At 62.6% G+C, this 22,411-nt stretch carries 22 protein-coding genes; 19 read left to right on the forward strand and 3 right to left on the reverse strand.

Annotated elements, in window-relative coordinates; translation table 11 throughout:
- The first annotated feature begins 50 nt into the window (after positions 1 to 50).
- The 4 genes from ACX80Q_RS09660 to ACX80Q_RS09675 all read left to right on the forward strand — a co-directional run bounded on the left by ACX80Q_RS09660 (position 51) and on the right by ACX80Q_RS09675 (position 4,655).
- The gene (locus ACX80Q_RS09660) at positions 51 to 2,918 is read left to right on the forward strand and encodes an FtsK/SpoIIIE family DNA translocase (RefSeq protein WP_459330318.1); all 2,868 of its coding nucleotides are present in this window, start codon (positions 51 to 53) and stop codon (positions 2,916 to 2,918) included.
- A gap of 58 nt (positions 2,919 to 2,976) precedes the next feature.
- Positions 2,977 to 3,576, forward strand: a complete 600-nt coding sequence (pgsA, locus tag ACX80Q_RS09665; RefSeq protein ID WP_459330319.1) for a CDP-diacylglycerol--glycerol-3-phosphate 3-phosphatidyltransferase — start codon at positions 2,977 to 2,979, stop codon at positions 3,574 to 3,576.
- Entirely contained in the window at positions 3,576 to 4,067 is a 492-nt protein-coding gene (locus ACX80Q_RS09670) for a CinA family protein (RefSeq protein ID WP_459330320.1), read from the forward strand. The genes pgsA and ACX80Q_RS09670 overlap by 1 nt, the downstream gene beginning before the upstream one ends.
- Positions 4,068 to 4,214: 147 nt before the next feature.
- Positions 4,215 to 4,655, forward strand: a complete 441-nt coding sequence (locus ACX80Q_RS09675) for a helix-turn-helix domain-containing protein (RefSeq protein WP_103466391.1) — start codon at positions 4,215 to 4,217, stop codon at positions 4,653 to 4,655.
- 115 nt (positions 4,656 to 4,770) lie between these two features.
- On the opposite strand, the gene ACX80Q_RS09680 is transcribed toward ACX80Q_RS09675, so the two are convergent.
- Complete coding sequence (locus ACX80Q_RS09680; protein ID WP_459330321.1) at positions 4,771 to 5,238, reverse strand: MarR family winged helix-turn-helix transcriptional regulator; 468 nt, start codon at positions 5,236 to 5,238, stop codon at positions 4,771 to 4,773.
- Positions 5,239 to 5,309: 71 nt separating this feature from the next.
- Here ACX80Q_RS09680 and ACX80Q_RS09685 point away from each other — a divergent pair, with 71 nt between their 5' ends.
- The 7 genes from ACX80Q_RS09685 (at position 5,310) to dapF (ending at position 12,530) form a co-directional block, all read left to right on the forward strand.
- A complete protein-coding gene (locus ACX80Q_RS09685; RefSeq protein WP_459330322.1) occupies positions 5,310 to 5,531 on the forward strand; it encodes a DUF3046 domain-containing protein in 222 nt (73 codons plus the stop codon).
- 362 nt (positions 5,532 to 5,893) lie between these two features.
- Positions 5,894 to 6,946: a recombinase RecA gene (gene recA, locus ACX80Q_RS09690; RefSeq protein ID WP_459330323.1), complete on the forward strand. Its 1,053-nt coding sequence runs from the start codon at positions 5,894 to 5,896 to the stop codon at positions 6,944 to 6,946.
- A 9-nt stretch (positions 6,947 to 6,955) separates the two neighbouring features.
- On the forward strand, positions 6,956 to 7,483 hold the full coding sequence (locus ACX80Q_RS09695; RefSeq protein ID WP_459330324.1) for a regulatory protein RecX: 528 nt from the start codon (positions 6,956 to 6,958) through the stop codon (positions 7,481 to 7,483).
- A gap of 83 nt (positions 7,484 to 7,566) precedes the next feature.
- Entirely contained in the window at positions 7,567 to 8,865 is a 1,299-nt protein-coding gene (locus ACX80Q_RS09700) for an aggregation-promoting factor C-terminal-like domain-containing protein (RefSeq protein ID WP_459330325.1), read from the forward strand.
- Positions 8,866 to 9,020: 155 nt separating this feature from the next.
- Positions 9,021 to 10,631 carry a tRNA (N6-isopentenyl adenosine(37)-C2)-methylthiotransferase MiaB gene (gene miaB, locus ACX80Q_RS09705; protein ID WP_459330326.1) on the forward strand — a complete coding sequence of 537 codons (1,611 nt, stop codon included), beginning with the start codon at positions 9,021 to 9,023 and terminating at the stop codon, positions 10,629 to 10,631.
- Positions 10,628 to 11,551: a tRNA (adenosine(37)-N6)-dimethylallyltransferase MiaA gene (gene miaA, locus ACX80Q_RS09710; RefSeq protein ID WP_459330327.1), complete on the forward strand. Its 924-nt coding sequence runs from the start codon at positions 10,628 to 10,630 to the stop codon at positions 11,549 to 11,551. Before miaB ends, miaA begins: the two co-directional genes overlap by 4 nt.
- Before the next feature lie 58 nt (positions 11,552 to 11,609).
- Complete coding sequence (dapF, locus tag ACX80Q_RS09715; RefSeq protein ID WP_459330328.1) at positions 11,610 to 12,530, forward strand: diaminopimelate epimerase; 921 nt, start codon at positions 11,610 to 11,612, stop codon at positions 12,528 to 12,530.
- A gap of 93 nt (positions 12,531 to 12,623) precedes the next feature.
- Here the strand turns inward: dapF and ACX80Q_RS09720 are convergent, their stop codons facing one another.
- Complete coding sequence (locus tag ACX80Q_RS09720; RefSeq protein WP_459330329.1) at positions 12,624 to 13,211, reverse strand: class I SAM-dependent methyltransferase; 588 nt, start codon at positions 13,209 to 13,211, stop codon at positions 12,624 to 12,626.
- Between the two features lie 208 nt (positions 13,212 to 13,419).
- On the opposite strand from ACX80Q_RS09720, the gene hflX reads away from it, so the two are divergent.
- Entirely contained in the window at positions 13,420 to 15,081 is a 1,662-nt protein-coding gene (gene hflX / locus ACX80Q_RS09725) for a GTPase HflX (RefSeq protein ID WP_459330330.1), read from the forward strand.
- The gene (locus ACX80Q_RS09730) at positions 15,074 to 17,101 is read left to right on the forward strand and encodes an ATP-dependent DNA helicase (RefSeq protein ID WP_459330331.1); all 2,028 of its coding nucleotides are present in this window, start codon (positions 15,074 to 15,076) and stop codon (positions 17,099 to 17,101) included. Before hflX ends, ACX80Q_RS09730 begins: the two co-directional genes overlap by 8 nt.
- Before the next feature lie 203 nt (positions 17,102 to 17,304).
- On the opposite strand, the gene lexA is transcribed toward ACX80Q_RS09730, so the two are convergent.
- Positions 17,305 to 18,048, reverse strand: coding sequence for a transcriptional repressor LexA (gene lexA, locus ACX80Q_RS09735; RefSeq protein WP_459330332.1), 744 nt, complete (start codon positions 18,046 to 18,048; stop codon positions 17,305 to 17,307).
- A gap of 275 nt (positions 18,049 to 18,323) precedes the next feature.
- Here lexA and ACX80Q_RS09740 point away from each other — a divergent pair, with 275 nt between their 5' ends.
- The 6 genes from ACX80Q_RS09740 (at position 18,324) to priA (ending at position 22,411) form a co-directional block, all read left to right on the forward strand.
- Entirely contained in the window at positions 18,324 to 18,767 is a 444-nt protein-coding gene (locus tag ACX80Q_RS09740) for a LysM peptidoglycan-binding domain-containing protein (RefSeq protein ID WP_459330333.1), read from the forward strand.
- Positions 18,768 to 18,876: 109 nt separating this feature from the next.
- Complete coding sequence (locus ACX80Q_RS09745) at positions 18,877 to 19,974, forward strand: histidinol-phosphate transaminase (RefSeq protein ID WP_459330334.1); 1,098 nt, start codon at positions 18,877 to 18,879, stop codon at positions 19,972 to 19,974.
- 178 nt (positions 19,975 to 20,152) lie between these two features.
- Entirely contained in the window at positions 20,153 to 20,779 is a 627-nt protein-coding gene (hisB, locus tag ACX80Q_RS09750; RefSeq protein WP_459330335.1) for an imidazoleglycerol-phosphate dehydratase HisB, read from the forward strand.
- Positions 20,776 to 21,456 (forward strand): imidazole glycerol phosphate synthase subunit HisH, encoded by a 681-nt coding sequence (hisH, locus tag ACX80Q_RS09755; RefSeq protein ID WP_459330336.1) that lies wholly within the window; start codon positions 20,776 to 20,778, stop codon positions 21,454 to 21,456. Before hisB ends, hisH begins: the two co-directional genes overlap by 4 nt.
- On the forward strand, positions 21,456 to 21,605 hold the full coding sequence (locus ACX80Q_RS09760) for a hypothetical protein (protein WP_459301991.1): 150 nt from the start codon (positions 21,456 to 21,458) through the stop codon (positions 21,603 to 21,605). Before hisH ends, ACX80Q_RS09760 begins: the two co-directional genes overlap by 1 nt.
- Before the next feature lie 71 nt (positions 21,606 to 21,676).
- Complete coding sequence (gene priA / locus ACX80Q_RS09765; RefSeq protein ID WP_459330337.1) at positions 21,677 to 22,411, forward strand: bifunctional 1-(5-phosphoribosyl)-5-((5-phosphoribosylamino)methylideneamino)imidazole-4-carboxamide isomerase/phosphoribosylanthranilate isomerase PriA; 735 nt, start codon at positions 21,677 to 21,679, stop codon at positions 22,409 to 22,411.

Genomic DNA, 22,411 nt, shown 5'->3' on the forward strand with positions numbered 1-22,411 from the left:
GAGGCCCCAAATCCGCGCCCACACCTGCTGCGGGCGGTACCGTAGGGTGTATGGCGACTCGTTCTTCCCCCGCCCGTTCCTCCGCCGGTCAGAAGGGTGGCGCAGCTTCGCGCGCCCCCAAGACCACAAAGATGCCGGTGCCGCGCAGCAAACAACCAGCTCCCGAACCGGAGACCCACCACATTTGGCCCGTACGGATGGCGGTTGCCTTCTGGCAGGGTCTTGGGCATTTGATTGGCGGTGCCATCCGGCGCATGGGCACGGACATGAGCCAGATCCCCGCGCACGAGCGCCGTGACGGCTCGGGCCTGCTGTTCATTGTGCTGGCAACAGTCATTGCCACCTTCACCTGGTGGGGCCTGTCCGGGCCGCTGGCCGACGCACTGCGCGGAATCCTCGAAGGCACCTTTGGCTGGTTTGCCGCGATGCTGCCGCCCATGTTCCTGATTTTCTCCATCCTGGTGTTCCGCCAGCCCACCAATGTGCGCGCCAACAACCGGGTGGCCGTGGGCTTTGGCATCATGACGATCGCAGGCTGCGCCCTGGCCCACGTGGCCGGCGGCACCCCCAACATCAATGAGGGCTTCGACGGCGTCAGCGCGGCAGGCGGCATGGTGGGCCTGATCGCCGGCGCACCGCTGGTTGTCATCAGCCCCGTCCTGGCCGTCGTGTTTTACTCCGTCTTGGCCTTCACGAGCCTGCTGATCCTCACCAGTACCCCGGTGCTGCGCATCCCCTCACGCCTGCACTGGGTGTACGAACAACTCGTGGGTGTTTCCCCCGGCCGTGAACTGGACGCCGACGGCCATGACCAGAGCTACCTCTACGACCGCGAAAACCCGGCCAAGCCCAAGAAGCCGCGCGGCATGCGCGGGCGAAAAAAGGCGGCCGAGGACGACGATTTTGAGGATGTGCTGGGCACCGAAGCGTTCGCCACGGCGCTGGTTGACGCGGACGACGACGAAACTTTGGATTCGCCGTCGGCCGCCCCTTCCGTACGTCCCGGCGTCCGTCGGCCCACCCGCGACCAGCTGGCCGCCGACAAGATCAAGGCCCGCCAGGGGCTGCCCACCACCACCGACGTCTTTGACGTCCAGGAGTTCAATAGCGACGAGGCAGTCACGGCCGCCATCGGCATTGTGGGGGCCAACGCACTGCAGGGTGCCACGGTGGGTGCCATCCCCGCCCCGCCCATGGCCCCGCCCACGCCCATCCCGGCACGCTCGGAGCAACTCCAGCTTTCCGGCGATGTCACCTACACGCTGCCCGAATCGGACTTCCTGCCGGCAGGACCTCCCGGAAAGGAGGCTACGGAGGCCAACGACTCCGTGGTGGCGGCCCTGACGGACACCTTGAACCAGTTCAATGTGGACGCGGCCGTCACAGGCTTCAGCCGCGGACCCACGGTGACCCGCTACGAGATTGAGCTGGCCCCTGGCACCAAGGTTGAGCGTGTGACGGCCCTGAGCAAGAACATCTCCTACGCCGTGGCGTCCTCGGATGTGCGCATCCTGAGCCCCATCCCCGGCAAGAGCGCCATTGGCATTGAGATTCCCAACGCGGACAAGGAAATTGTTGTCCTGGGCGATGTGCTGCGCTCGGCCAACGCCCGCCGCACCGAACACCCCATGGTCATGGGCGTGGGCAAGGATGTGGAGGGTGGCTTTGTGGTGGCCAACCTGGCCAAGATGCCGCACCTTCTGGTTGCTGGTGCCACGGGTGCCGGAAAGTCATCCTTCGTGAACTCCATGATCGTCTCCATCTTGATGCGTGCCACCCCCGATGAGGTGCGTATGGTCATGGTGGACCCCAAGCGGGTGGAATTGACGGCGTATGAGGGTGTGCCCCACCTGATCACCCCCATCATCACCAACCCCAAGAAGGCTGCCGAGGCCCTGCAGTGGGTGGTGCGGGAAATGGACCAGCGCTATGACGATCTGGCCAACTACGGCTTCAAACACATTGACGAGTTCAACAAGGCTGTCAAGGCCGGCAAGGTGCACCCGCCCGTCGATTCCAAACGCATTGTGCGCCCGTACCCGTACCTTTTGGTCATTGTTGATGAGCTCGCTGACCTCATGATGGTTGCCCCGCGCGACGTGGAAGATTCCATTGTGCGCATCACCCAGCTTGCCCGTGCGGCAGGCATCCACCTGGTGCTGGCCACCCAGCGCCCCTCGGTGGATGTTGTGACGGGTCTGATCAAGGCCAATGTGCCCTCCCGCATGGCCTTCGCCACCTCCTCCGTGACGGACTCCCGCGTGGTCCTGGACCAGCCCGGTGCCGAAAAACTGTTGGGCCAGGGTGACGCGCTGTTCCTGCCCATGGGCCAGTCCAAGCCCATCCGTGTCCAGGGCGCCTGGGTCACCGAGGCGGAGATCAAGCGGGTGGTTGACCACGTCAAGGGCCAGCTGAAGGCCACGTACAGGACGGATGTTGCCGTCGAGGCGCCCAAGAAGGCCATTGAGGACGACATCGGCGATGACATGGACCTGCTGCTGCAGGCGACCGAACTGGTGGTGACCACGCAGTTCGGCTCAACGTCCATGCTGCAGCGCAAGCTGCGCGTGGGCTTTGCCAAGGCCGGTCGCCTCATGGACTTGCTGGAGTCGCGCGGCGTGGTGGGCCCCTCGGAGGGTTCCAAGGCTCGCGACGTGCTGGTCAAGCCTGATGACCTGGCCGTGACGCTGGCCGCCATCCGCGGCGACGAGCAGCTGGCGGGAGGGGCCGACGTCGAAAGTCCTGCAGATCCCATGGCTGCCGCACTGGCCGAGAACGCCAATGCCAACCACGGCTGGGGCGAGGACTTGGTGGCGGCGGACTTGGAGAATCGTCCGCAGGCCACCGAATATCACGACGGTGCCGATGGCGACGACGATGAGGGCGGCGAGGACGCATGGTCGTTGACTGGCCGGTAGCCCCAAGTTTTTCCTGGTCGAATGTTCTTGCAGGGGACTTAGCGGTTAGCCTTGCACAGTGACTGATACGGTGGCGCCTAGCCCTTCGAACTGGAATTTGCCCAACGCCTTGACGCTGCTGCGCATTGTGTTGGTGCCCTTCTTCATCTGGGCCTTTGTGGCCGACGGCGGCAACTACGGCCCCCTGCGCTGGCTGGCGGTTGCTCTCTTTGTGGTGGCGATTTACACTGACAAGCTCGACGGCGACATCGCCCGGGCGCGCGGGCTCATCACCAGCTTCGGCAAGATTGCCGATCCCATTGCGGACAAACTGCTGATTGGTTCTGCCCTGATCATGCTCTCCGCGGTGGGGGAGCTGTGGTGGTGGGTCACGATTGTGATGCTGGTGCGCGAAATCGGCATCACCCTGCTGCGTTTTGTGGTGATCCGCTATGGCGTGATGGCTGCATCCAAGGGCGGAAAGCTCAAGACAGTCATGCAGACGGTGGCCATCTTTGTGTACCTCCTGCCCATGACGCCGGCACACAGCTGGCTTTCGGTGATTGCCCTTGTCATCATGCTTGCGGCGCTGGCCGTCACAGTGGTGACGGGCGTTGACTATGTGGTGAAGGCGTGGCAATTACGCAGCGCCGGCCGTGATCGGGGTGCACTGAAGTGATGACCGGAACATCCCTGATGCAGCTGGTGGATGCAGCCGTTGCGGCGAACATCACTGTTGCCACCGCCGAGTCCCTCACGGGGGGCATGGTGGCGGCGACCCTGGTCCAGGTGCCGGGCGCCTCGGGAATGCTCCAAGGCGGTGTGATTGCCTACCAAAATGTGGTCAAGGAACGGCTCTTGGGGGTTCCGGCGTCGTTATTGGAAACCTTGGGAGCCGTGGACCCGCAGGTGGCCTGCGCCATGGCGCTGGGTGTTTGCGCGGCAACAGGATCCCGCGTGGGCATATCCACCACGGGGGTGGCCGGCCCGGAACCCCACCAAGGAAAGAATGTGGGCCACGTGTATATTGGCGTTGCCCTTGATGGTGAGGCGCTGTCCTACGAGTACCACTTCGACGGGGACCGGGAAATGATCAGAACCCAGGCCACCCAGGAGGCCATTTCCCTGCTTGAACAAGTTGTCAAGGCTGCCGGGGAACAAAAGTTGTAACCAGATAGTTAGTCATAGTGAACGCAAAGTGGTCCCATCCCCTTTAGGATGAGAACACCAAGCGGGCATCCCGCATCTGCTGGCAATCGCCGGCGGAGGCGAAACCCAATGAACTGTAGTGATTGAACTAGGAGTAAGGCGATACCCATGGTGAAGCAACCCGTATCCGTAAACGGCGTAGTGCGCTGGCGGGATGTGGGTTTGGCAGACGAGAAACCGCATCAGCCGAAGGAGCGCAAAATGGTGGTATTACGCCACGAAATTGGCGATGTCCTGCGAGATGTACGTCAACGCCAAGGCCGCACTCTGCGCGAAGTCTCACACAATGCGCGCGTTTCACTGGGCTACTTGAGTGAAGTGGAACGTGGACAAAAGGAAGCATCGAGCGAGCTGTTGTCTTCAATCTGCTCGGCCCTTGAAGTGCCGTTGTCCATCATGCTCCGTGAAGTGAGCGACCGTTTGGCCATTGCCGAAGGCGTGGCCGTGCCGGACACTGTTCCCCAGGAATTCTCGGCCCGCTATGGCAGGGACCTGAACCAGGAACTGTCCGAGGAATTGAGCAAGGGCCTCGTGTCCAACTCGTACTAGACGTGACTGCTTGGCCGCTGCTCTTTCGGTGAACGACGGCGGCAGATTAGAGAAGAACTGGATCCCACTAACGGTGGGGTCCAGTTTTTTCTTGGGCACGGACCGGGTGGTGGAGCTAGTTGAGGTATTCCTCGTTGAGTTTGGCCAGGGACGTGGCCAGTGCTCCCAGTTCAGCCTCATCCCAGTGGCTCAGGCGGGCGTGGAACAACGCCTGCCGCCGGCCTTGGACCAAGAGCAGCCTTTCCCTGCCGGGTTCGGTGAGGTCAATGAGCTGCGCCCGGCCATCCCCGGGGTCGTTTTCCTTCTGGACAAGTCCCAAACCCTGCAGGAACGTAACTTGGCGGCTCACCGACGGCTTGCCCACACCAATGCACTTGGCCAGCTCCGTCAGACGCATGGCGCCCTGGTGGAGTAGCACCGACAACAAGCCGTAGGCAGCAGGTTCCATATCCGGATGAACACTGCGGGTGAGCTCCTGGTTGATGGCCCGCGCCCGCCGCCACAAGAGGCTCAGCTGGGCATCCAGGGACTCCATGGCCGCAGCCTTCTCGGGGCTTAACGGCTGCTGTTCCGGTGTCGTCATGGTCCAAGTCTAAGCGCAGGACCCGCGGCGGACCGCGTGGTCCTGCCTGCGGGACATGCGAGAATAGGGGAGTGCGAGTAAGCGAATTTTGGCGATTGATGGATGAGGAATTCAGCCCCTCATATTCACGGGTTTTGGCCATGGATCTGGTGCTCAGTGGCGTGGGAGGGAATACCGCAATGGTAGCCCTGCGCGCCGGATTTGAGCCGAGGGAGATCTGGCTGGAGGTGTGCAAGATCCAGGATGTCCCGCCGTCGAGGTGGCTGGGACGGGACATTGCGCCCAAGGACTGATCGGGCCACCGCCTGCGCAGCACAATGACTAGTACAGGGAATCGACGACGCGCCACAGCGCCGAGAGCTTTTGTTCGAATTTCTATTCGATTGGCTCTATACTGGTAGTGGTGCTCGCGGCTGTGGGGACAGCAGAAAGTTCTCCACAATTTTCGGCACCGGACGCCTCAGAATAAGACAATGTCAGTGCCTTGAACTAGCGTTTAAGTATCGGAAGAGCCTGCAGGGCCGCTCCGCCAGCAGGGCGCCGGGAAACCGGCCAAAATTGTATGAGCAATGCATCAGACCACTAACCGTGCACTGGGCCAACGGCGCAGAGGCATGGAGCCGGAAACGGCACATAGGAAAGACCGAGGTGAATCATGGCCGCTCCCGCAGACCGTGAAAAAGCACTTGCAGCAGCACTTGCCCAGATTGACAAGCAATTTGGCAAAGGCTCCGTCATGCGTTTGGGCGACGACGTTCGTGCGCCCATTGAAGTGATCCCCACCGGGTCCATTGCCTTGGATGTGGCTCTGGGAATTGGCGGCCTGCCCCGCGGGCGCGTCGTTGAGATCTACGGACCGGAGTCCTCGGGTAAGACCACCCTTGCTCTGCATGCTGTTGCCAGTGCGCAGAAGCTTGGCGGCATTGCCGCGTTCATTGACGCCGAGCACGCCCTTGACCCCGACTACGCTGCCAAGCTCGGCGTTGACGTTGACGCGCTCCTGGTCTCCCAGCCGGACACGGGTGAGCAGGCCCTGGAAATCATGGACATGCTGATTGGTTCGGGCTCACTGGATGTCATTGTCATTGACTCCGTGGCCGCACTGGTGCCCCGCGCCGAAATTGAAGGCGACATGGGTGACAGTCACGTGGGTCTGCAGGCCCGCTTGATGAGCCAGGCGTTGCGTAAGATCACCGGCCGGTTGAGCCAGACCAAGACCACGGCCATTTTCATCAACCAGTTGCGTGAAAAGATTGGTGTCTTCTTCGGCAGCCCGGAAACCACCACAGGTGGCAAGGCGTTGAAGTTCTACGCATCCATCCGCATTGACGTCCGCCGCATTCAGACCTTGAAGGAGGGTGCCGACGCTGTGGGTAACCGCACCAAGGCCAAGGTCGTCAAGAACAAGATGGCCCCGCCCTTCAAGATTGCCGAATTCGACATCATCTATGGTGTTGGAATTTCGCGTGAGGGCGGCATCATCGACATGGGTGTCGAGCATGGCATCATCCGCAAGTCCGGTTCCTGGTACACCTACGACGGCGACCAGCTGGGGCAGGGCATGGAGAACTCCAGGCGGTTCCTCAAGGACAACCCCGAGCTGGCGGATGAACTTGAGCGCTTGATTAAGGCCAAGCTGGGTGTGGGTGTCACTGCCGAAGCGGCAGAGCCCGCAGCACCCAAGCTCAAGGCTGTTGACGGCTTCTAGGGGAGTTTGGTGAACAACGCCCGCCGCGCGCCGGAACTGGACCCCGATGCCAACCCGGCATCGGTGGCCAGGGCCATCGTGCTCCGCCAGCTGACCAATTCACCCAAGAGCCGCTTTCAGCTCAGCCAGAAGCTTGCCGAACGGCACATCCCGGAGGATGTGGCGGAGGCGGTGCTTGACAGATTTGTTGAGGTCAAGCTCATTGACGACGCCGAATTTGCCATGCTCTGGGTGCGCAGCAGGTCAATGTACAAATCCCTGTCACGGAATGCACTTCAACGCGAACTGATGGAGAAGGGCATCGCCGAGGAACTGGCTGCGGAGGCGCTGGAGCAGATAGATCCGGACACAGAGCGCAGCCAAGCCAAGGAACTGGTCCGGCGCAAGCTCAAGGGGTCCCTTGACCTGAGTGAGCGCTCCGCCCGTGAGACGTACACGCGGCGCTGGGTTGCCATGTTGGCCAGGAAGGGATTCAGCCCCTCACTGGCGTTTGCCATAGTTGCCGAGGTCATCGACGAGAGCGTTGTGGACGGCTAGGACCCAGCGTGTTGGGCCGGTGGCGGGCGCCTTAGAGGCGCCGGCGATCCGCCCGGCGCTGGCACCGGCTATGCTAGCGGCATATGAGTAAGCACCTGCTCCGAGTTCCCCGCTTCCTGGCCGTCACTGCGACGGCCGGGATTTTGCTGTTTTCGTGCGTCACGGCGATGCCTGCGCAGGCCGACGACGCCCCGCCCGGGGGATTCCCCAGCTGGAGCGATGTTCAAAACGCGAAGGGCAACGCCGCTGCTACGGCCACCGAGGTGGCCAAGATTTCGCAGTTGTTGGACGGTCTTGAAAGCGAAGCCGGCGAATTGGGTACTGCCGCCGTCAAGTCCGGTGCCGATTTTGCCCTCACGCAGCGCAAACTTGACGCTGCCACAGCCGAGGTAGGCATGCTCGGCGCACAGGCCAAGCGTGCTGCTGCGGAAGCTGCAGAGTATAAGTTGGATGCTGTTGCCGTGGCCGTTGAAAGCTACAAGAGCGGAGGGGCAGGACTGGGCCTGGTGGCCACCATCGCCGCCTTGGAATCTGCCGAATCCCTCAACGGCATGGACATGATGCAGCAGGTGGGTGAGAAGGCGGCGCGCAAGCAGATTCGTGCCACGGAATCGGCGGCCGCAGCGACAGCCCTTGAGGCAACACGAAAGAACGCCCAGGACGCCCAGCGCCAACTGGCCGCAGCTGCCGGAAACGCCCGGGATGCGGCGGTGGCAGCCCAAGCTGCGGTGACCAAGCAACTTGACGCCAAGAAAGCCCAAAGTACCACGCTCGTTGCCCAACTGGCCTCACTGAACAACACCTCCGCAGCCACCGAACAACAGTACCGGGACGGGCAGGACGCCCTGGCGGCCTACAACACAGCCCAGGCCGCCAAACGTGAGGCTGCTGCCGAGGCGGCCCGGCGCGCCGCCGCCCTCAAGCCACAACCCGTTGCCCCCAATCCCGCACCCAATCCCGGCGGCGGCAATCCGGCCCCCAAACCCGTGAAACCAGCCCCCGTCGACCCGGACCCCGACGACGGGTACATCCCCGTGGACGTGCTGCTCCCCAACATTCCCGGCGGTGCCGTCAATGATCCAGCGGGAGCGAAGGCCTACGCCTCCTCTCGGCTGGGTGCGTACGGGTGGGCGCCCAGCCAATTCCAGTGCCTGGTGCAACTGTGGGAGCGGGAATCGAATTGGCGCACGAATGCCACCAACCCCTACAGCGGGGCCTACGGCATTGCCCAGTCGCTGCCGCCTGGCAAGTACGCCTCCGCCGGTGCGGATTGGTTGACCAACTACCGGACACAGATCAACTGGGGCCTGGGCTACATTCAAAACCGCTATGGGTCACCGTGCGGAGCCTGGGGCCACTCGCAGTCGGTGGGCTGGTACTAGGCGCTTTTCCGGCTTGACTGCGCTTTGGCGGCTTGTGTGCGGTTGCTGTACCGCCCACAAGCCCCCAAACCGCAGATTCGCTGTTTTCGGGTGGACTGTCCCGTGTCACTGTGGCGGTTTGGTGGATAACAAGGCCAAGGTCTTAAGCTGTTCTGGTGAGCCTGACCCAAAACAGCGTTGATTCTTCCGCCCCCACCAGCACCACAACCAGTACCGCCGTCGAGAACGCAAGCGACGTTGGCGGGCGCCCCCGCACGTATCAAGTGCGCACCTACGGCTGCCAAATGAACGTCCACGACTCCGAGCGCATGGCTGGTTTGCTGGAAACCGCCGGCCTGGTGGCCGTGGAGGAAGCCGGACCCGGAAGCATCCTTGACGCCAACGGTGACGCGGTCCCTGATGTGGTGGTGTTCAACACCTGTGCCGTGCGTGAAAACGCCGACAACAAGCTCTACGGCAATCTGGGCATGCTGGCGCACATCAAGGAGATCAATCCAGGCATGCAAATCGCCGTGGGCGGCTGCCTGGCGCAGAAGGACCGGGACACCATCCAAAAGCGTGCCCCGTGGGTTGATGTGGTGTTTGGTACCCACAACGTGGGGGCGCTTCCGGTCCTACTGGAACGGGCACGCCACAACGCCGACGCCGAAATGGAGATTCTGGAGTCCCTGGAAGTCTTCCCATCCACCCTCCCCACCCGTCGAGACTCCGTGTACTCCGGCTGGGTCAGCATCTCCGTGGGCTGCAACAACACGTGCACCTTCTGCATTGTGCCGTCCCTGCGCGGCAAGGAACGCGACCGCCGCCCCGGCGAAATCCTGGCCGAAGTTCAGGCGCTGGTGGACGACGGCGCCATTGAGGTCACGCTGCTGGGCCAGAACGTGAACTCCTACGGCGTGGAATTTGGCGACCGGCTGGCGTTTGGCAAGCTGCTGCGCGCCTGCGGGCAGATCAAAGGCTTGGAACGCCTCCGCTTCACCAGCCCGCACCCGGCGGCATTCACCGATGACGTCATTGAAGCCATGGCCGAAACGCCCAACGTCATGCCACAGCTTCATATGCCGTTGCAGTCGGGCTCGGACAAGGTCCTCAAGGACATGCGGCGTTCCTACCGTTCGAACAAGTTCCTGGGCATTCTGGACAAAGTCCGCGAACTCATACCCAACGCGTCCATCTCCACCGACATCATCGTTGGCTTTCCCGGCGAGACAGAGGAGGACTTCCAGGCAACCCTGGACGTGGTGGAGAAGTCACGTTTTGCCACGGCGTTCACCTACCAATACTCACAGCGCCCCGGCACCCCGGCGGCAGACCTGCCCGGGCAACTGCCCAAGGAAGTCGTCCAGGAACGCTTCCTGCGACTGACAGCCCTGCAGGACAGGATTTCTGCCGAGGAAAATGCTGCCCAGATTGGCCGCGAGGTGGAAGTCATGGTCACAGCCACCTCCGGCCGCAAGGCAGCACAAACCAACAGGCTCTCCGGCCGTGCAAAAGATCAGCGCCTGGTCCATTTCAGCATTCCCGACGGGGCGCCAACACCACGCCCCGGGGATCTCGTCACCGTCACCATCACCGAGGCGGCCGCGTTCCATGTGGTGGCCGACCCCGCAACAGCGGCCGAGTACTCCCTGCGCCGTTCGCGCGCAGGGGATGCCTGGGACCTGGCGCAGGCGGAGTCCTGCGGCGTTCCCACCCCTGGCACGGCCGGTGGCGCCCGGCCGAAGGTCAGTCTGGGCATGCCGTCGCTGCAGGTTCGCACAGCGTGAGGGTGGAGGAAAAGGCGCTGCCGGTTGTCGCCGTCGTGGGCCCCACAGGATCGGGGAAGTCCGAGTTGGCCCTGCAATTGGCCGAACGCTTTGACGGTGAGGCCATCAACGCCGATTCCATGCAGTTCTACCGGGGCATGGATATTGGGACGGCCAAGCTGCCGCTGGAGCAGCGCCGTGGCATCCCGCACCACCTCATGGACTTCTTGACAGTCCGTGAAGACACCACCGTGGCCACTTTTCAGGACCTTGCCCGGGCCGCCATTGCAGAGGTCCGTTCCCGGGGGAAACTGCCCATTCTGGTGGGCGGATCCGGGCTTTACGTCCGGGCAGCATTGGACGTGCTGGAGTTTCCCGGCACCGACCCGGCTGTGCGGTTGGCCCTGGAAGCTGAGCTGGAACGTGTGGGCCTGGCCACCCTGGCCGCCCGCCTCGCCGAGGTGGATCCGGTCTCCGCGGCGCGCATCAGCGACGCCAAGCGCGTGGTGCGTGCTCTGGAGGTCCACGAATTGACCGGCCGCGCCTTCAGTTCCTTCATGCCTGAGCGCAAGTACTTTTCCCCTGCGGTGCAGATAGGCCTCAACGGCAATCGGGCCGAACTCCACGAGCGCCTGACCGGGCGTGTCCACGGCATGGTTGCCAGCGGCCTGCTCGAGGAGGTCCAGGCGCTCATCCCGCAAGGGTTGCGTGAGGGGCGCACGGCCCACAAGGCGCTGGGCTACCAGCAGTTCCTGCGGGTCCTGGACGGTGAATCCACGGTGGCTGCGGCCAGCGAGGAAACCATAGTTGCAACACGGCAATTTGCCCGCCGCCAAGTGACCTGGTTCCGCGCCGACCCCCGCGTGCAGTGGCTGGACTGGGCCCAGCCGGACGTGGGCGCAGCAGCAGCCCAGTTGGTGGCCCGAACAACCGAGGCCTGAGCTGGAGAGTTGTCGCCACTTGTTCAGTGCAGATCGCACCGTGCTTTAGTCTTGATCCATGACTGAAGCCACCACTTCCCTGACAGGCATGCGCTTTTCCAAAGGCCATGGAACCGGCAATGACTTTGTGTTGATGGCCGATCCCGACGGCTTGCACGAACTAGCACCGGAGCAGATTGCGGCCCTGTGCGATCGCCACCGCGGGATTGGCGGTGACGGTTTGATCCGTGCCGTGCGTTCCAAGCATGTCAGCGAGGGCGTCGCGTTGCTGGCCGTGCACCCAGCGGCCGAGTGGTTCATGGACTACAACAACGGCGACGGTACTCGCTCGGAAATGTGCGGCAACGGGGTGCGCGTCTTTGTCCACTTCCTGCTGACCCAGGGACTGGTGACGCTGGCGCCGGACGAGGAGCTGACCATTGGCACCCGGGCCGGAATCAAGGTGGTGTCACGGAGCGCCAACGGCTACCGGGTGGACATGGGCCCTTGGGCCTTCATCTTCCCCGAACAGGCGGCACAGGGCGGCTCCGATTCCTTGGTGGCCGCTGCCGGTCTGGAGGTGGACCGCCCGGCCCTGTCCATCAGCATGGGCAATCCGCATACGGTGGTGGCCCTTGCGGACATGAGCGAGCTGGCCGGCACCAAGCTGGGCGAGGCCCCCGTGGTCACCCCGGTTCCCCCGGACGGAACCAACGTTGAGTTTGTGGTGCCGGCCGAGCCCTTGGTGAGGGACGACGTCGGACACGTCAGCATGCGCGTCCACGAGCGTGGCGTGGGGGAGACCTTGTCCTGCGGCACGGGAGCGTGCGCGGCCGCTGCCGCCATCCGCTTCTGGGCAGGCGCCGAAGCCCCGGATACCTGGACCGTTGCCGTGCCCGGCGGCGAGGTGGGCGTGCGGTTCTTCGCCGGTGCAAAAGGACGCGAGCACGTTGAACTGAGCGGGCCCGCCGTCATCGTGGCGGAAGGCGTCATTGCCTAGCGCCAGCTCTACCCAAGCAGAGCGGCAGCATTGAGACGCGAAGAGGCCCTGCCCCTGACGGGCACGGCCTCTTCGCGCAACAGATTCCGGCAGCTACGGCTTGGTGCGGGTGACGCGCAAAATCCTGAACGCCTTGTTGGTGGAGTCGCGGGCCACGGTGAACCCGGCGTCGGGGAACTGTTCGGTCAGTTCGGTGGTCAGCCAGCGCTGCAGCGAATCCGAGCCCAGGTTCTTTTGAACCACCAGGTACGCGGTGCCGTTGTGGGCCAGACGCGGCAGCCACATCAGCAGGATCGAATGCAGTTCCGCTTTGCCCACGCGGATGGGCGGGTTGGACCAGATGGTGTTGAAGCGCACATCCGGCTCGACCGCGTCCGGGGTGGAGGCGCGGACGTTGTCCAGGCCAAGGGCCTTGGCGTTGTCAATGGTCAGCTCGATGGAGCGCTCATTGACGTCCACGGCGTAGACGGTTGCTGCGGGGGAGTGCAGGGCCAGACTCAGCGCGATAGGGCCCCAGCCGCAACCAATGTCCAGCAGATTGCCTGCGGCGGCGGGCGGCGGCGCCTCGGAGAGCAGAATGGTGGTGCCCTTGTCCACCCCGTCGGGGCTGAAGATGCCCCCCGCTGTTTGCAATTGACGTGTTGCACCGACCAAAACCACGCTGAGGGGTCGGCGTTTCATCGGTGTTGACGGTTGTGAACTGAAATAGTGATCTGCACCCTGAGTACCCATAGTCATGCCAGATTAGTGCGAATTCGCGCGTTTGTGTATCTAGGCGCGCCTAAGCGCCACCGGGAGCGGTGCTGGCTTATCCACAAGCTCTGGGCTGAAAAGGTGTGAGTGTGGGCGGCCGCGACTACGATTGAGGGTAAGCGTCTATGAGGAGAATATGTCCAACGCATCTGCACACACTGGTTCCGACAATAACGAGCTGCCCGACGGCGGCAAGAACGGGACACCTTCGCAAAAGTCCGGCCAAGGTGGCACGGATCTATCGGTTGCCGAGATTGAAGCCGTCATTGAACGGATCTTGGCGAAGGACGCGGCAACAAGCCGTGCCGTGCGTGCCGACAGCGAGTTGGATGCCCAGGATCCTCATGGCGGCACTCCCGCCACGCGGCCCCTGGGCGGGCAGGCCCAGGCCGTATCCACCCTTGACTTCCAACACAGCAGTTTTGACGGTGCCCAGGAAGAACTTGCTGAGCGCAACGCCCTGCGCCGTCGCTCAGGGCTGTCCACGGAACTTGAAGACGTCACAGAGGTGGAATACCGCCAGTTGCGGTTGGAGCGCGTTGTCTTGGCCGGACTGTGGTCCCAAGGCACCATGGCCGACGCCGAGAACTCCCTTCGCGAGCTGGCGGCACTCGCCGAAACGGCCGGCTCCGAGGTGCTCGACGGAATGGTGCAGCGCCGTGCCAAGCCGGACCCGGCCACCTACCTTGGCACCGGCAAGGCCCAAGAACTCAAGGAAATTGTCCAGGCCACGGGCGCGGACACCGTGATCATTGACGGCGACCTGGCCCCGTCCCAGCGGCGTACCCTGGAAGAAGTTGTCAAGGTCAAGGTCATTGACAGGACAGCCCTGATCCTGGATATCTTCGCCCAGCACGCAAAGTCACGTGAAGGTCGGGCCCAGGTTGAACTGGCCCAAATGGAATACCTGCTGCCGCGCCTGCGTGGCTGGGGCGAGTCCATGTCCCGCCAGGCTGGTGGCCGTGTGGGCGCCGCCGGCGGTGGCATTGGTTCCCGTGGACCCGGTGAAACCAAGATGGAGCTGGACAGGCGAAAAATTCGCACCAAGATGGCCAAGCTGCGCCGGGAGATTGCCGCCATGAAGCCGGCACGCGAAACCAAGCGTGCCAACCGCAAGCGCAACAACGTGCCCTCGGTGGCCATTGCCGGTTACACCAATGCCGGAAAGTCGTCCCTGCTGAACCGTCTCACCGATGCCGGCGTATTGGTAGAAAATGCCTTGTTCGCCACCTTGGATCCCACAGTGCGCAAGACCGAGACGGCCGACGGCCTGGGCTACACACTGGTGGACACCGTTGGGTTTGTGCGTTCGCTGCCCACCCAGTTGGTTGAAGCCTTCCGCTCCACTTTGGAGGAGGTGGCGGACGCAGACTTGATCCTGCACATTGTGGACGCCTCCCACCCCGATCCCGAGGGGCAGATTGCTGCCGTTCGAACAGTCTTCGCCGAAGTCGATGCGCTGAAGATCCCTGAGCTGATCATCTTGAACAAGGGGGACATCGCCGATCCTTTTGTGGTGGAACGGCTGCGCCAGCACGAGGCCAACACTGTAGTGGTTTCCGCCCGAACGGGGCAAGGCATCGAAGAGCTGCTCCAGGCCATCAGCGAGGGAATTCCGCACCCCAGCGTCACCTTGACGCTGCTGATCCCCTACGACCGCGGCGATGTTTTGAACAAGTTACACCGCTCCGACGCCGAGATCATCACGCTGGAGCACGGCGAGCACGGAACTGTGGCCCACGTCCGGGTCCGCGAAGACCTGGCAGCCGAGGTTGAACCGTTTGTCCAACATGGCTGACAGTGAATTTTCGCAACAAGCACTGGAACTTCTGGACAGGGCTGTGGAAGCCATGGGCGGCCAACGCCGTGATGGCCAGCATGAGATGGTGCGCCGTGTGGTGGGCGCCATTGAAAGCGGCGACCACCTGTTGGTGCAGGCCGGAACAGGCACGGGAAAATCGCTTGCCTATCTGATCCCGCTGATTGTCAATGCCCTCACCAGTGACAAGCCGGCAGTGGTGGCCACGGCCACCCTGGCGCTGCAGGCCCAGATTGTGGGCCGTGATGTGCCGCGCCTGCTCGCTGCCCTGGAACCTCTCCTGCCGCGCGCCATTGATGTTGCCCTGGTCAAAGGCCGCAGCAACTACGTGTGCAAGCAGAAGCTGGGTGGCGGTTTCCCCTCCGAGGACACCGGCGAAGGCGCCTTGTTCACGCTCGGAGAAGATTCATCCGTCAACCATTTGCCGGGGGCTGCCACCGGCCCCACATCTCAGCTGGGGAGGGAGGTGGTGCGGCTTCGTGAGTGGGCGCAGGACACCGACACCGGTGATCGGGACGAGCTGGTCCCCGGCGTGACCGATAAGGCCTGGCGGCAGGTGTCAGTGACCTCCATGGAATGCCTGGGGGCGCAAAAGTGCCCGCTGGCCACCGAATGCTTCTCGGAATTGGCACGCGCCCGCGGCGCCGAGGCTGACATTGTGGTGACCAACCACGCCATGCTGGCCATCAGCGCGTTCGAAGGTATTGCGGTCCTGCCCGATTACGACGTGGTGGTGGTGGATGAGGCCCACGAATTGCAGGACCGTGTCACCGGCGCAGTCACGGGACAGCTCTCGGTGCAAATGGTGCAGGCAGCGGCCTCCAGCACCCGCAAGCACACGGCGGTTTCCGTTGACGCCATTCACGCCAGCGCGGCAGCCCTTGACCTGGCCTTCGCCGGCACGGCAGAGGGGCTGCTGCCCAATGGCCTGAACCCAACCCAAAGCCAAGCAATTGAACAAGTGCGTGACGCCGTGCGGGCGGCACTCTCGGATTCCAAGCCCGAAGGCAACGCTGCCGTGGACGGGGGCCGTTCCATTGCCCGGGCCCGGCTGAACCTGATCTTCGACCTGTGCGAGCGGTTGTTGGCCGCCGCTGATGCCCGAGAGGTGGTGTGGGCCTCACGGCCGGGGAGCTTCACCCCGGGCAAGGGCTACCAGAAGGCCGACGACGGCGAGCCGGCCGTCATCAACATTGCACCGCTCAGTGTGGCCATGAAGCTGCGCGAGGGCTTGTTCGCCGACCGCACAGTGGTGCTGACCTCGGCAACCTTGGCCATTGGCGAGTCTTTCCAGGCAACGGCAGGCGGACTGGGCCTCTTGGGCCCCAACGCACCCTCCTGGACGGGGGCCGACGTCGGCTCTCCCTTTGACTACCCCAAGCAAGGCATGCTGTATGTGGCGGCACATCTGCAAAAACCGGGTTTTGGCATGTCAGCGGAGCAACTGGATGAACTTGCTGCGCTGATCACCGCCGCCGGCGGCGGAACGTTGGCGCTGTTCTCGTCGCGGCGTGCAGCCGAAGACGCTGCAGAGAAACTGCGCAAGAAACTCTCCGTCAAGATTTTGTGCCAGGGCGATTCCTCCATGGCCGGGCTCATCAAGGAATTTGCCGATGAACCGGACACCTGCCTGTTCGGCACCATGTCACTGTGGCAGGGTGTTGACGTGCAGGGTGCCTCCTGCCGGCTGGTGGTCATTGACAGGATTCCGTTCCCACGCCCGGATGACCCCTTGGTGACAGCTAGGGCCCGTGCGGTTGCGCAAAGCGGTGGCGACGGTTTCATCGCCATCTCCGCCACCCACGCAGCCGTGCGGCTGGCCCAGGGTGTGGGGCGCCTGATCCGCTCCAGCGCCGACAGGGGAGTCGTGGCAGTGCTCGATTCACGCCTGGCCAACGCCAGCTACGGCGGGTTCCTGCGCGCAGCCCTCCCGCCGTTCTGGGCCACCAAGGACCGTGCCGTGGCTCTGGCTGCCCTGGAACGGCTCTCCGGCAAATAACGCCAAGGGCCAGGAACGGGTATTTTTGTAGGCTACGTAAAGGAGACACCAAAGGCCCCAAGCGCTCCCACTGCTCGCAAGCTCGCAGCGGGGCCCTCGCGCTCGTGGGCCCAGCCCGCGGCCGACGTGTCGGATAGTAGCCGGAAAATACCCGTTCCTGGCCCTCAGGAACAATGAATCCGTATGCGTGTTATTTGGCGCGCCTAGAGGCTGCGGAGCACCGAGACTACTTTGCCCATGATGGTGGCGTGGTCGCCCAAGATGGGTTCGTAGCGTGTGTTCTGGGGCAGTAGCCAGGTGTGGCCGTCGCGCTGGCGGAAGGTCTTCACTGTGGCTTCATCGTCCAGAAGTGCTGCCACAATGTCGCCGTTGTTGGCTGTTTGCTGTTGCCGCACCACAACCCAGTCGCCGTCGCAGATTGCGGCGTCGATCATGGAATCGCCCTGGACCTTGAGCATGAACAGCTCACCGCTGCCCACAATCTGCCGTGGCAACGGCATAATGTCATCCACCGACTGGTCGGCCAAGATGGGCCCGCCGGCTGCGATGCGTCCCACGAGCGGAACAAAAGCAGTGTCCGAGGAACTGCTGAGCTCGGCAAAGTTGAGCCCGTTGGAGCTGCGCAACTTTGACGGGGCGCTGACGCCCTCGATTTCCACCTCGCCGTTGTCCAGAACCAGCGGAATCAAGACTTCCATGGCACGGGGACGTTTGGGATCCCTGCGCAAATAGCCATGGCGCTCAAGCTGCGTCAATTGGTGTGTGACGCTGGAAAGACTGGCCAGCCCCACGGAGTCGCCAATTTCACGCATGGAGGGCGGGTAGCCCTTGTCGGCAATGGAGCGCTGGATGCACTCGAGGATCTTTTTCTGCCGAACGGTCAACCCCTTCATGCCAGCGCGGCTGGGCGCTTGGGGGATGCGGTGCGGAGGTTCTTGAAGCGCCATGGTTCCGGGTCCTTTCTTGGCTGCCCTGAACAATGTCAGTGCCTGCTGGTGGACTGCATCTAGCGGCTAATCCTTGTAATCCAAGTTTAAGCCACAAGGCGGGCAATTTCAAACATTTGTTCTATCAACCCTTGGCAAGTGTCGTCTATAGATGCTAAAACTGTACTAGTAGCAAATTAGAACATACGTTCTATCGAAGATATGAAGCGTGGAATTTCGATCCAGTCGGCAGGTGTGGCCAAGGATCCAGATCCACGGTGAAAGGACGAGAAGTCATGAATGCAATGGTTATCTCCGCAGGAACTCTCAGCAGTACACCCAAGGGCTTGTTTGGCGGCAGCGGTGCCAGTCACCGGCCGCATCAGCTCCCGCTGGCGGCGGCGCCTGTCAAGCTTACTTTGACGCGCAGGGGCAGGCTGGTGCTCTTTGGTCTTCCGGCCCTGGTGGCCTCATCGATCCTGGTCTTTGTGGCGCTGGCCATTGTTTTCAGCTCGCTGGCGAGCCCGGCCCATGCGGGAGTGGAAAACATGGCCGTCGACATGGACAACTATGCGCATTCCGTGACAGTTCTTCAGGGTGACAGCCTGTGGAGTATCGCCGGAGCCACCAATCCGAATCGGGATGTCCGGGACGTGGTTCGTGAAATTGTTGCCCTGAATGAGTTGGGCACGGGCGTACTGCAGGCCGGCCAGCGCCTGTTCGTTCCCATCCCGAAGTAGAACACTACTGGACGGCAAGCCCACAAGACTTGCCCCAACGGTTCGGGTGAGGTGTCCGCATACTGTCACCGTTTCGGAAATTTCAGACGCTGGCAATTAAGCTGGTGTCATGGATCAGTTTGAACGCTTAGGTCAATTGCCACTCCGCGACGATCTGCGCGGACTGCATCCCTACGGCGCCCCGCAACTTGACGTTCCCGTGCTGTTGAACGTCAATGAAAACACCTTTGGCGTCCCGGCAGATGCCAAAGAGGCTATCTTGGCTGCTGTGGCCAGGGAACTTGAAGGCCTCAACAGGTACCCCGACAGGGAATTCACCACACTCCGCCAGGAATTGGCGGCGTATTTGGGCCACGGTCTCAATGAAGACAACCTGTGGGCCGCAAACGGTTCCAATGAAGTGCTGCAGCAGATCCTCCAGGCATTTGGCGGACCGGGACGCACCGCCCTGGGATTCCCGCCCACATACTCCATGTACCCCTTGCTGGCCAGTGGCACGGGAACGGGGTACCTTGCCGGCTTGCGCGAGCAAGACTACAGCTTGTCCGCGGCATCGGCCGCGGATCAAGTGCGTGCGGCCGCCCCGAACATTGTCTTCCTCTGCTCGCCCAACAATCCCACTGGAACGGCCCTCGGCCTTGACGTGGTGGAGGCTGTTTATGCAGCAGGTGAAGCATCGCAGTGCATCGTCATTGTTGATGAGGCTTATGCAGAATTTGCGCACACAGGAACCGCCAGTGCCCTGAGCCTGCTGGAAGGCCGGCCCCGCCTGGTGGTTTCACGGACCATGAGCAAGGCGTTTGCCTTGGCTGGTGCGCGTCTCGGCTATCTCGCAGCGGCGCCGGAAGTCACCGACGCGCTCCGTTTGGTGCGCCTGCCTTATCACCTGTCGGCCATCACCCAGGCTACCGCCGTCGCGGCCCTGCGCACCTCAACATCCCTGCTGGCCAATGTGGAGGCCATCAAGGTTCAACGGGACCGGATCGTCACGGAGCTGACAAACCTGGGACTTTCCCCGGCCCCCTCGGACTCAAACTTTGTCTTCTTTGGCGGGCTGGAGAACCCCCAGGCCGTCTGGAAAGCCTTGTTGGCCAACGGAGTGTTGATTCGCGACGTCGGAATTCCCGGTCACCTGCGCGTGACCGCTGGAACCGAAGCAGAAACAACTGCTTTCCTCAACGGGCTGCGCGCCATCCTGGCCGGCTAGTCCCAGATGCGGACAACGCTGCCATGCCGGGCACCGGCGGCATCGCAGCGGACTGTTTTGGGCATAACCATGCCTTCTCTCCTAAACTGGTGTCATACAGAGAAAAGTTCGCGAGCCCAGCCCTGCCCTGCGTCGCCAAGGGCAAGGGGGCGCGTACACAAACCAAAGGACTTGTGCAATGACTGAGAACAGCCCGCAGCCCGGCCAGGGACGCACAGCCCGTTTGGAACGAGTAACCAGCGAGTCCAGCGTGTTGGTGGAAATCAACCTGGACGGCACCGGTGTTTCCACGATTGACACCTCAGTCCCGTTCTACGACCACATGCTGACAGCCCTGTCCAAGCACTCGCTGATCGACATGAACATTAAGGCCACCGGCGACACGCACATTGACGCGCACCACACGGTGGAAGATGTGGCCATTTCCTTCGGTGAGGTCCTGAAGGAAGCCTTGGGGAACAAGGCGGGCATCCGCCGCTTCGGCGAAGCCACCATCCCGCTGGATGAGGCGCTGGCCAATGCAGTCGTGGATGTTTCCGGCCGACCCTACCTGGTTCATGGTGGCGAGCCCGCAGGCCAGGAATATCACCTGATCGGCGGACACTTCACAGGATCTTTGACCCGCCACGTTTTTGAAGCCATCACCTTGCACGCACAAATTTGCCTGCACATGACTGTCATTGCCGGCCGCGATCCGCACCACATTGTTGAGGCCCAGTTCAAGGCCTTTGCCCGGGCCCTGCGTTCAGCCATTGAATCAGATCCCCGCGTTACAGGAATTCCGTCCACGAAGGGCCTTTTGTGAGCTCCGCAACCACCCTGCCAGCAGGAGAAAATAAGCCCACGGTCACTGTCCTCGACTACGGTTCAGGCAATGTGCGCTCCGCCGTACGCGCCTTGGAACGGGCAGGCGCCACGGTTAAACTCAGTGCCAAGGCCGAGGACGTGTTGAACGCCGACGGCCTGGTGGTGCCGGGAGTGGGTGCCTTCGGTTCGGTCATGAAGGAACTCAAAAACGTTGATGCGTTGCGCATGATCGGACGCCGTGTGGCCGGAGGCCGCGCCGTTCTGGGTATTTGTGTAGGCATGCAGGTGCTTTTTGACGCAGGATTCGAGCACGGCGTCCACGAAGAAGGCATGGGGGAGTGGCCAGGAACAGTTGAGCTGCTGCCAGCCCCTGTTGTCCCGCACATGGGGTGGAATACGGTTCAGGCGCCCGAAGGTTCCATGTTGTTTGACGGCGTTGAAAACGAGCGTTTCTACTTTGTGCACTCCTATGGTGTGCAGAAATGGGACTTTGAAGTACTCCAGCCGAAGATGCGTCCACCCATGGTCACGTGGTCGGAGCACGGTGCGCCCTTCATTGCCGCGGTTGAAAACGGACCGCTGTGCGCAACCCAGTTCCACCCGGAAAAGTCGGGCGATGCTGGTGCACGCCTGCTGCGCAACTGGGTCTTGTCACTGAACAAGGCGGCCAAATAATGTGGTCCTTGCTTTTGATGGGTTTGGCGGGGCTGCTCATTGGCGGCGCCTACACGTTCTACCAGCAGAAAACTGCCCGATGGATACCCATCAGCTTTGCCGTATTGGCGGCCATGTCGCTCGTGGCCGCCTACATGTTCACCCAGTGAGTGCCGGCGTTTAGCCCGGCGCACACACGCTCCACTTCACATTCGCAAGTACTAGTCACGTTGAGGACCCCATGACCACCCCCATTTTGGAATTGCTGCCCGCGGTCGACATCGTAGATGGACAGGCGGTTCGTCTGGTTCAGGGCGAGGCCGGATCTGAGACCGGCTACGGTTCGCCGCTCGAGGCCGCCCTCAACTGGCAGAACGACGGCGCCGAATGGGTTCACCTCGTGGACCTTGACGCCGCGTTCGGCCGCGGCTCCAACGTGCACCTGCTGCGCGAGATGGTGGCGGCCCTGGACATCAAGGTTGAGCTGTCCGGCGGACTCCGCGATGACGCTTCCCTGGAAGCCGCCCTGGAATTGGGTGTGGGCCGGGTCAACCTCGGCACGGCAGCACTGGAAAACCCCGAGTGGACCGCCAGGGTCATCGACAGATTTGGTGACAAGATCGCCGTGGGCTTGGATGTCCGTGGCACCACCCTGGCCGGACGGGGCTGGACCAAGGAGGGTGGCGATATTTGGGAGGTCTTGGCCCGCCTGGAAGACGCCGGCTGTGCCCGTTACGTCGTCACCGACGTCACCAAGGACGGTACCCTGCGCGGCCCCAACGTTGAACTGCTGCGTGAAATGTGCACCCGCACCGCCAAGCCCGTGGTGGCCTCGGGCGGCATTTCCAGCCTTGAAGACCTCCGTGTGTTGCGCGAGCTCGTGGGCGAGGGAGTTGAAGGAGCCATCATCGGCAAGGCCCTCTACTCCGGCCAGTTCACCCTGCCGCAGGCCCTTGACGTGGCCGGCCGCCGCTAA

It is taken from the genome of Arthrobacter sp. HLT1-20 (assembly GCF_054510895.1).

What these genes read in the sequence shown, in the direction of transcription:
- ACX80Q_RS09660 (WP_459330318.1), top strand. Translation starts at nt 51, where the DNA reads ATGGCGACTCGTTCTTCCCCCGCCCGTTCCTCCGCCGGTCAGAAGGGT.
- ACX80Q_RS09670 (WP_459330320.1), top strand. Translation starts at nt 3,576, where the DNA reads ATGACCGGAACATCCCTGATGCAGCTGGTGGATGCAGCCGTTGCGGCG.
- ACX80Q_RS09675 (WP_103466391.1), top strand. Translation starts at nt 4,215, where the DNA reads ATGGTGAAGCAACCCGTATCCGTAAACGGCGTAGTGCGCTGGCGGGAT.
- ACX80Q_RS09680 (WP_459330321.1), bottom strand. Translation starts at nt 5,238, where the DNA reads ATGACGACACCGGAACAGCAGCCGTTAAGCCCCGAGAAGGCTGCGGCC.
- recA (WP_459330323.1), top strand. Translation starts at nt 5,894, where the DNA reads ATGGCCGCTCCCGCAGACCGTGAAAAAGCACTTGCAGCAGCACTTGCC.
- ACX80Q_RS09700 (WP_459330325.1), top strand. Translation starts at nt 7,567, where the DNA reads ATGAGTAAGCACCTGCTCCGAGTTCCCCGCTTCCTGGCCGTCACTGCG.
- dapF (WP_459330328.1), top strand. Translation starts at nt 11,610, where the DNA reads ATGACTGAAGCCACCACTTCCCTGACAGGCATGCGCTTTTCCAAAGGC.
- ACX80Q_RS09720 (WP_459330329.1), bottom strand. Translation starts at nt 13,211, where the DNA reads ATGAAACGCCGACCCCTCAGCGTGGTTTTGGTCGGTGCAACACGTCAA.
- hflX (WP_459330330.1), top strand. Translation starts at nt 13,420, where the DNA reads ATGTCCAACGCATCTGCACACACTGGTTCCGACAATAACGAGCTGCCC.
- ACX80Q_RS09730 (WP_459330331.1), top strand. Translation starts at nt 15,074, where the DNA reads ATGGCTGACAGTGAATTTTCGCAACAAGCACTGGAACTTCTGGACAGG.
- lexA (WP_459330332.1), bottom strand. Translation starts at nt 18,048, where the DNA reads ATGGCGCTTCAAGAACCTCCGCACCGCATCCCCCAAGCGCCCAGCCGC.
- ACX80Q_RS09740 (WP_459330333.1), top strand. Translation starts at nt 18,324, where the DNA reads ATGAATGCAATGGTTATCTCCGCAGGAACTCTCAGCAGTACACCCAAG.
- ACX80Q_RS09745 (WP_459330334.1), top strand. Translation starts at nt 18,877, where the DNA reads ATGGATCAGTTTGAACGCTTAGGTCAATTGCCACTCCGCGACGATCTG.
- hisB (WP_459330335.1), top strand. Translation starts at nt 20,153, where the DNA reads ATGACTGAGAACAGCCCGCAGCCCGGCCAGGGACGCACAGCCCGTTTG.
- ACX80Q_RS09760 (WP_459301991.1), top strand. Translation starts at nt 21,456, where the DNA reads ATGTGGTCCTTGCTTTTGATGGGTTTGGCGGGGCTGCTCATTGGCGGC.
- priA (WP_459330337.1), top strand. Translation starts at nt 21,677, where the DNA reads ATGACCACCCCCATTTTGGAATTGCTGCCCGCGGTCGACATCGTAGAT.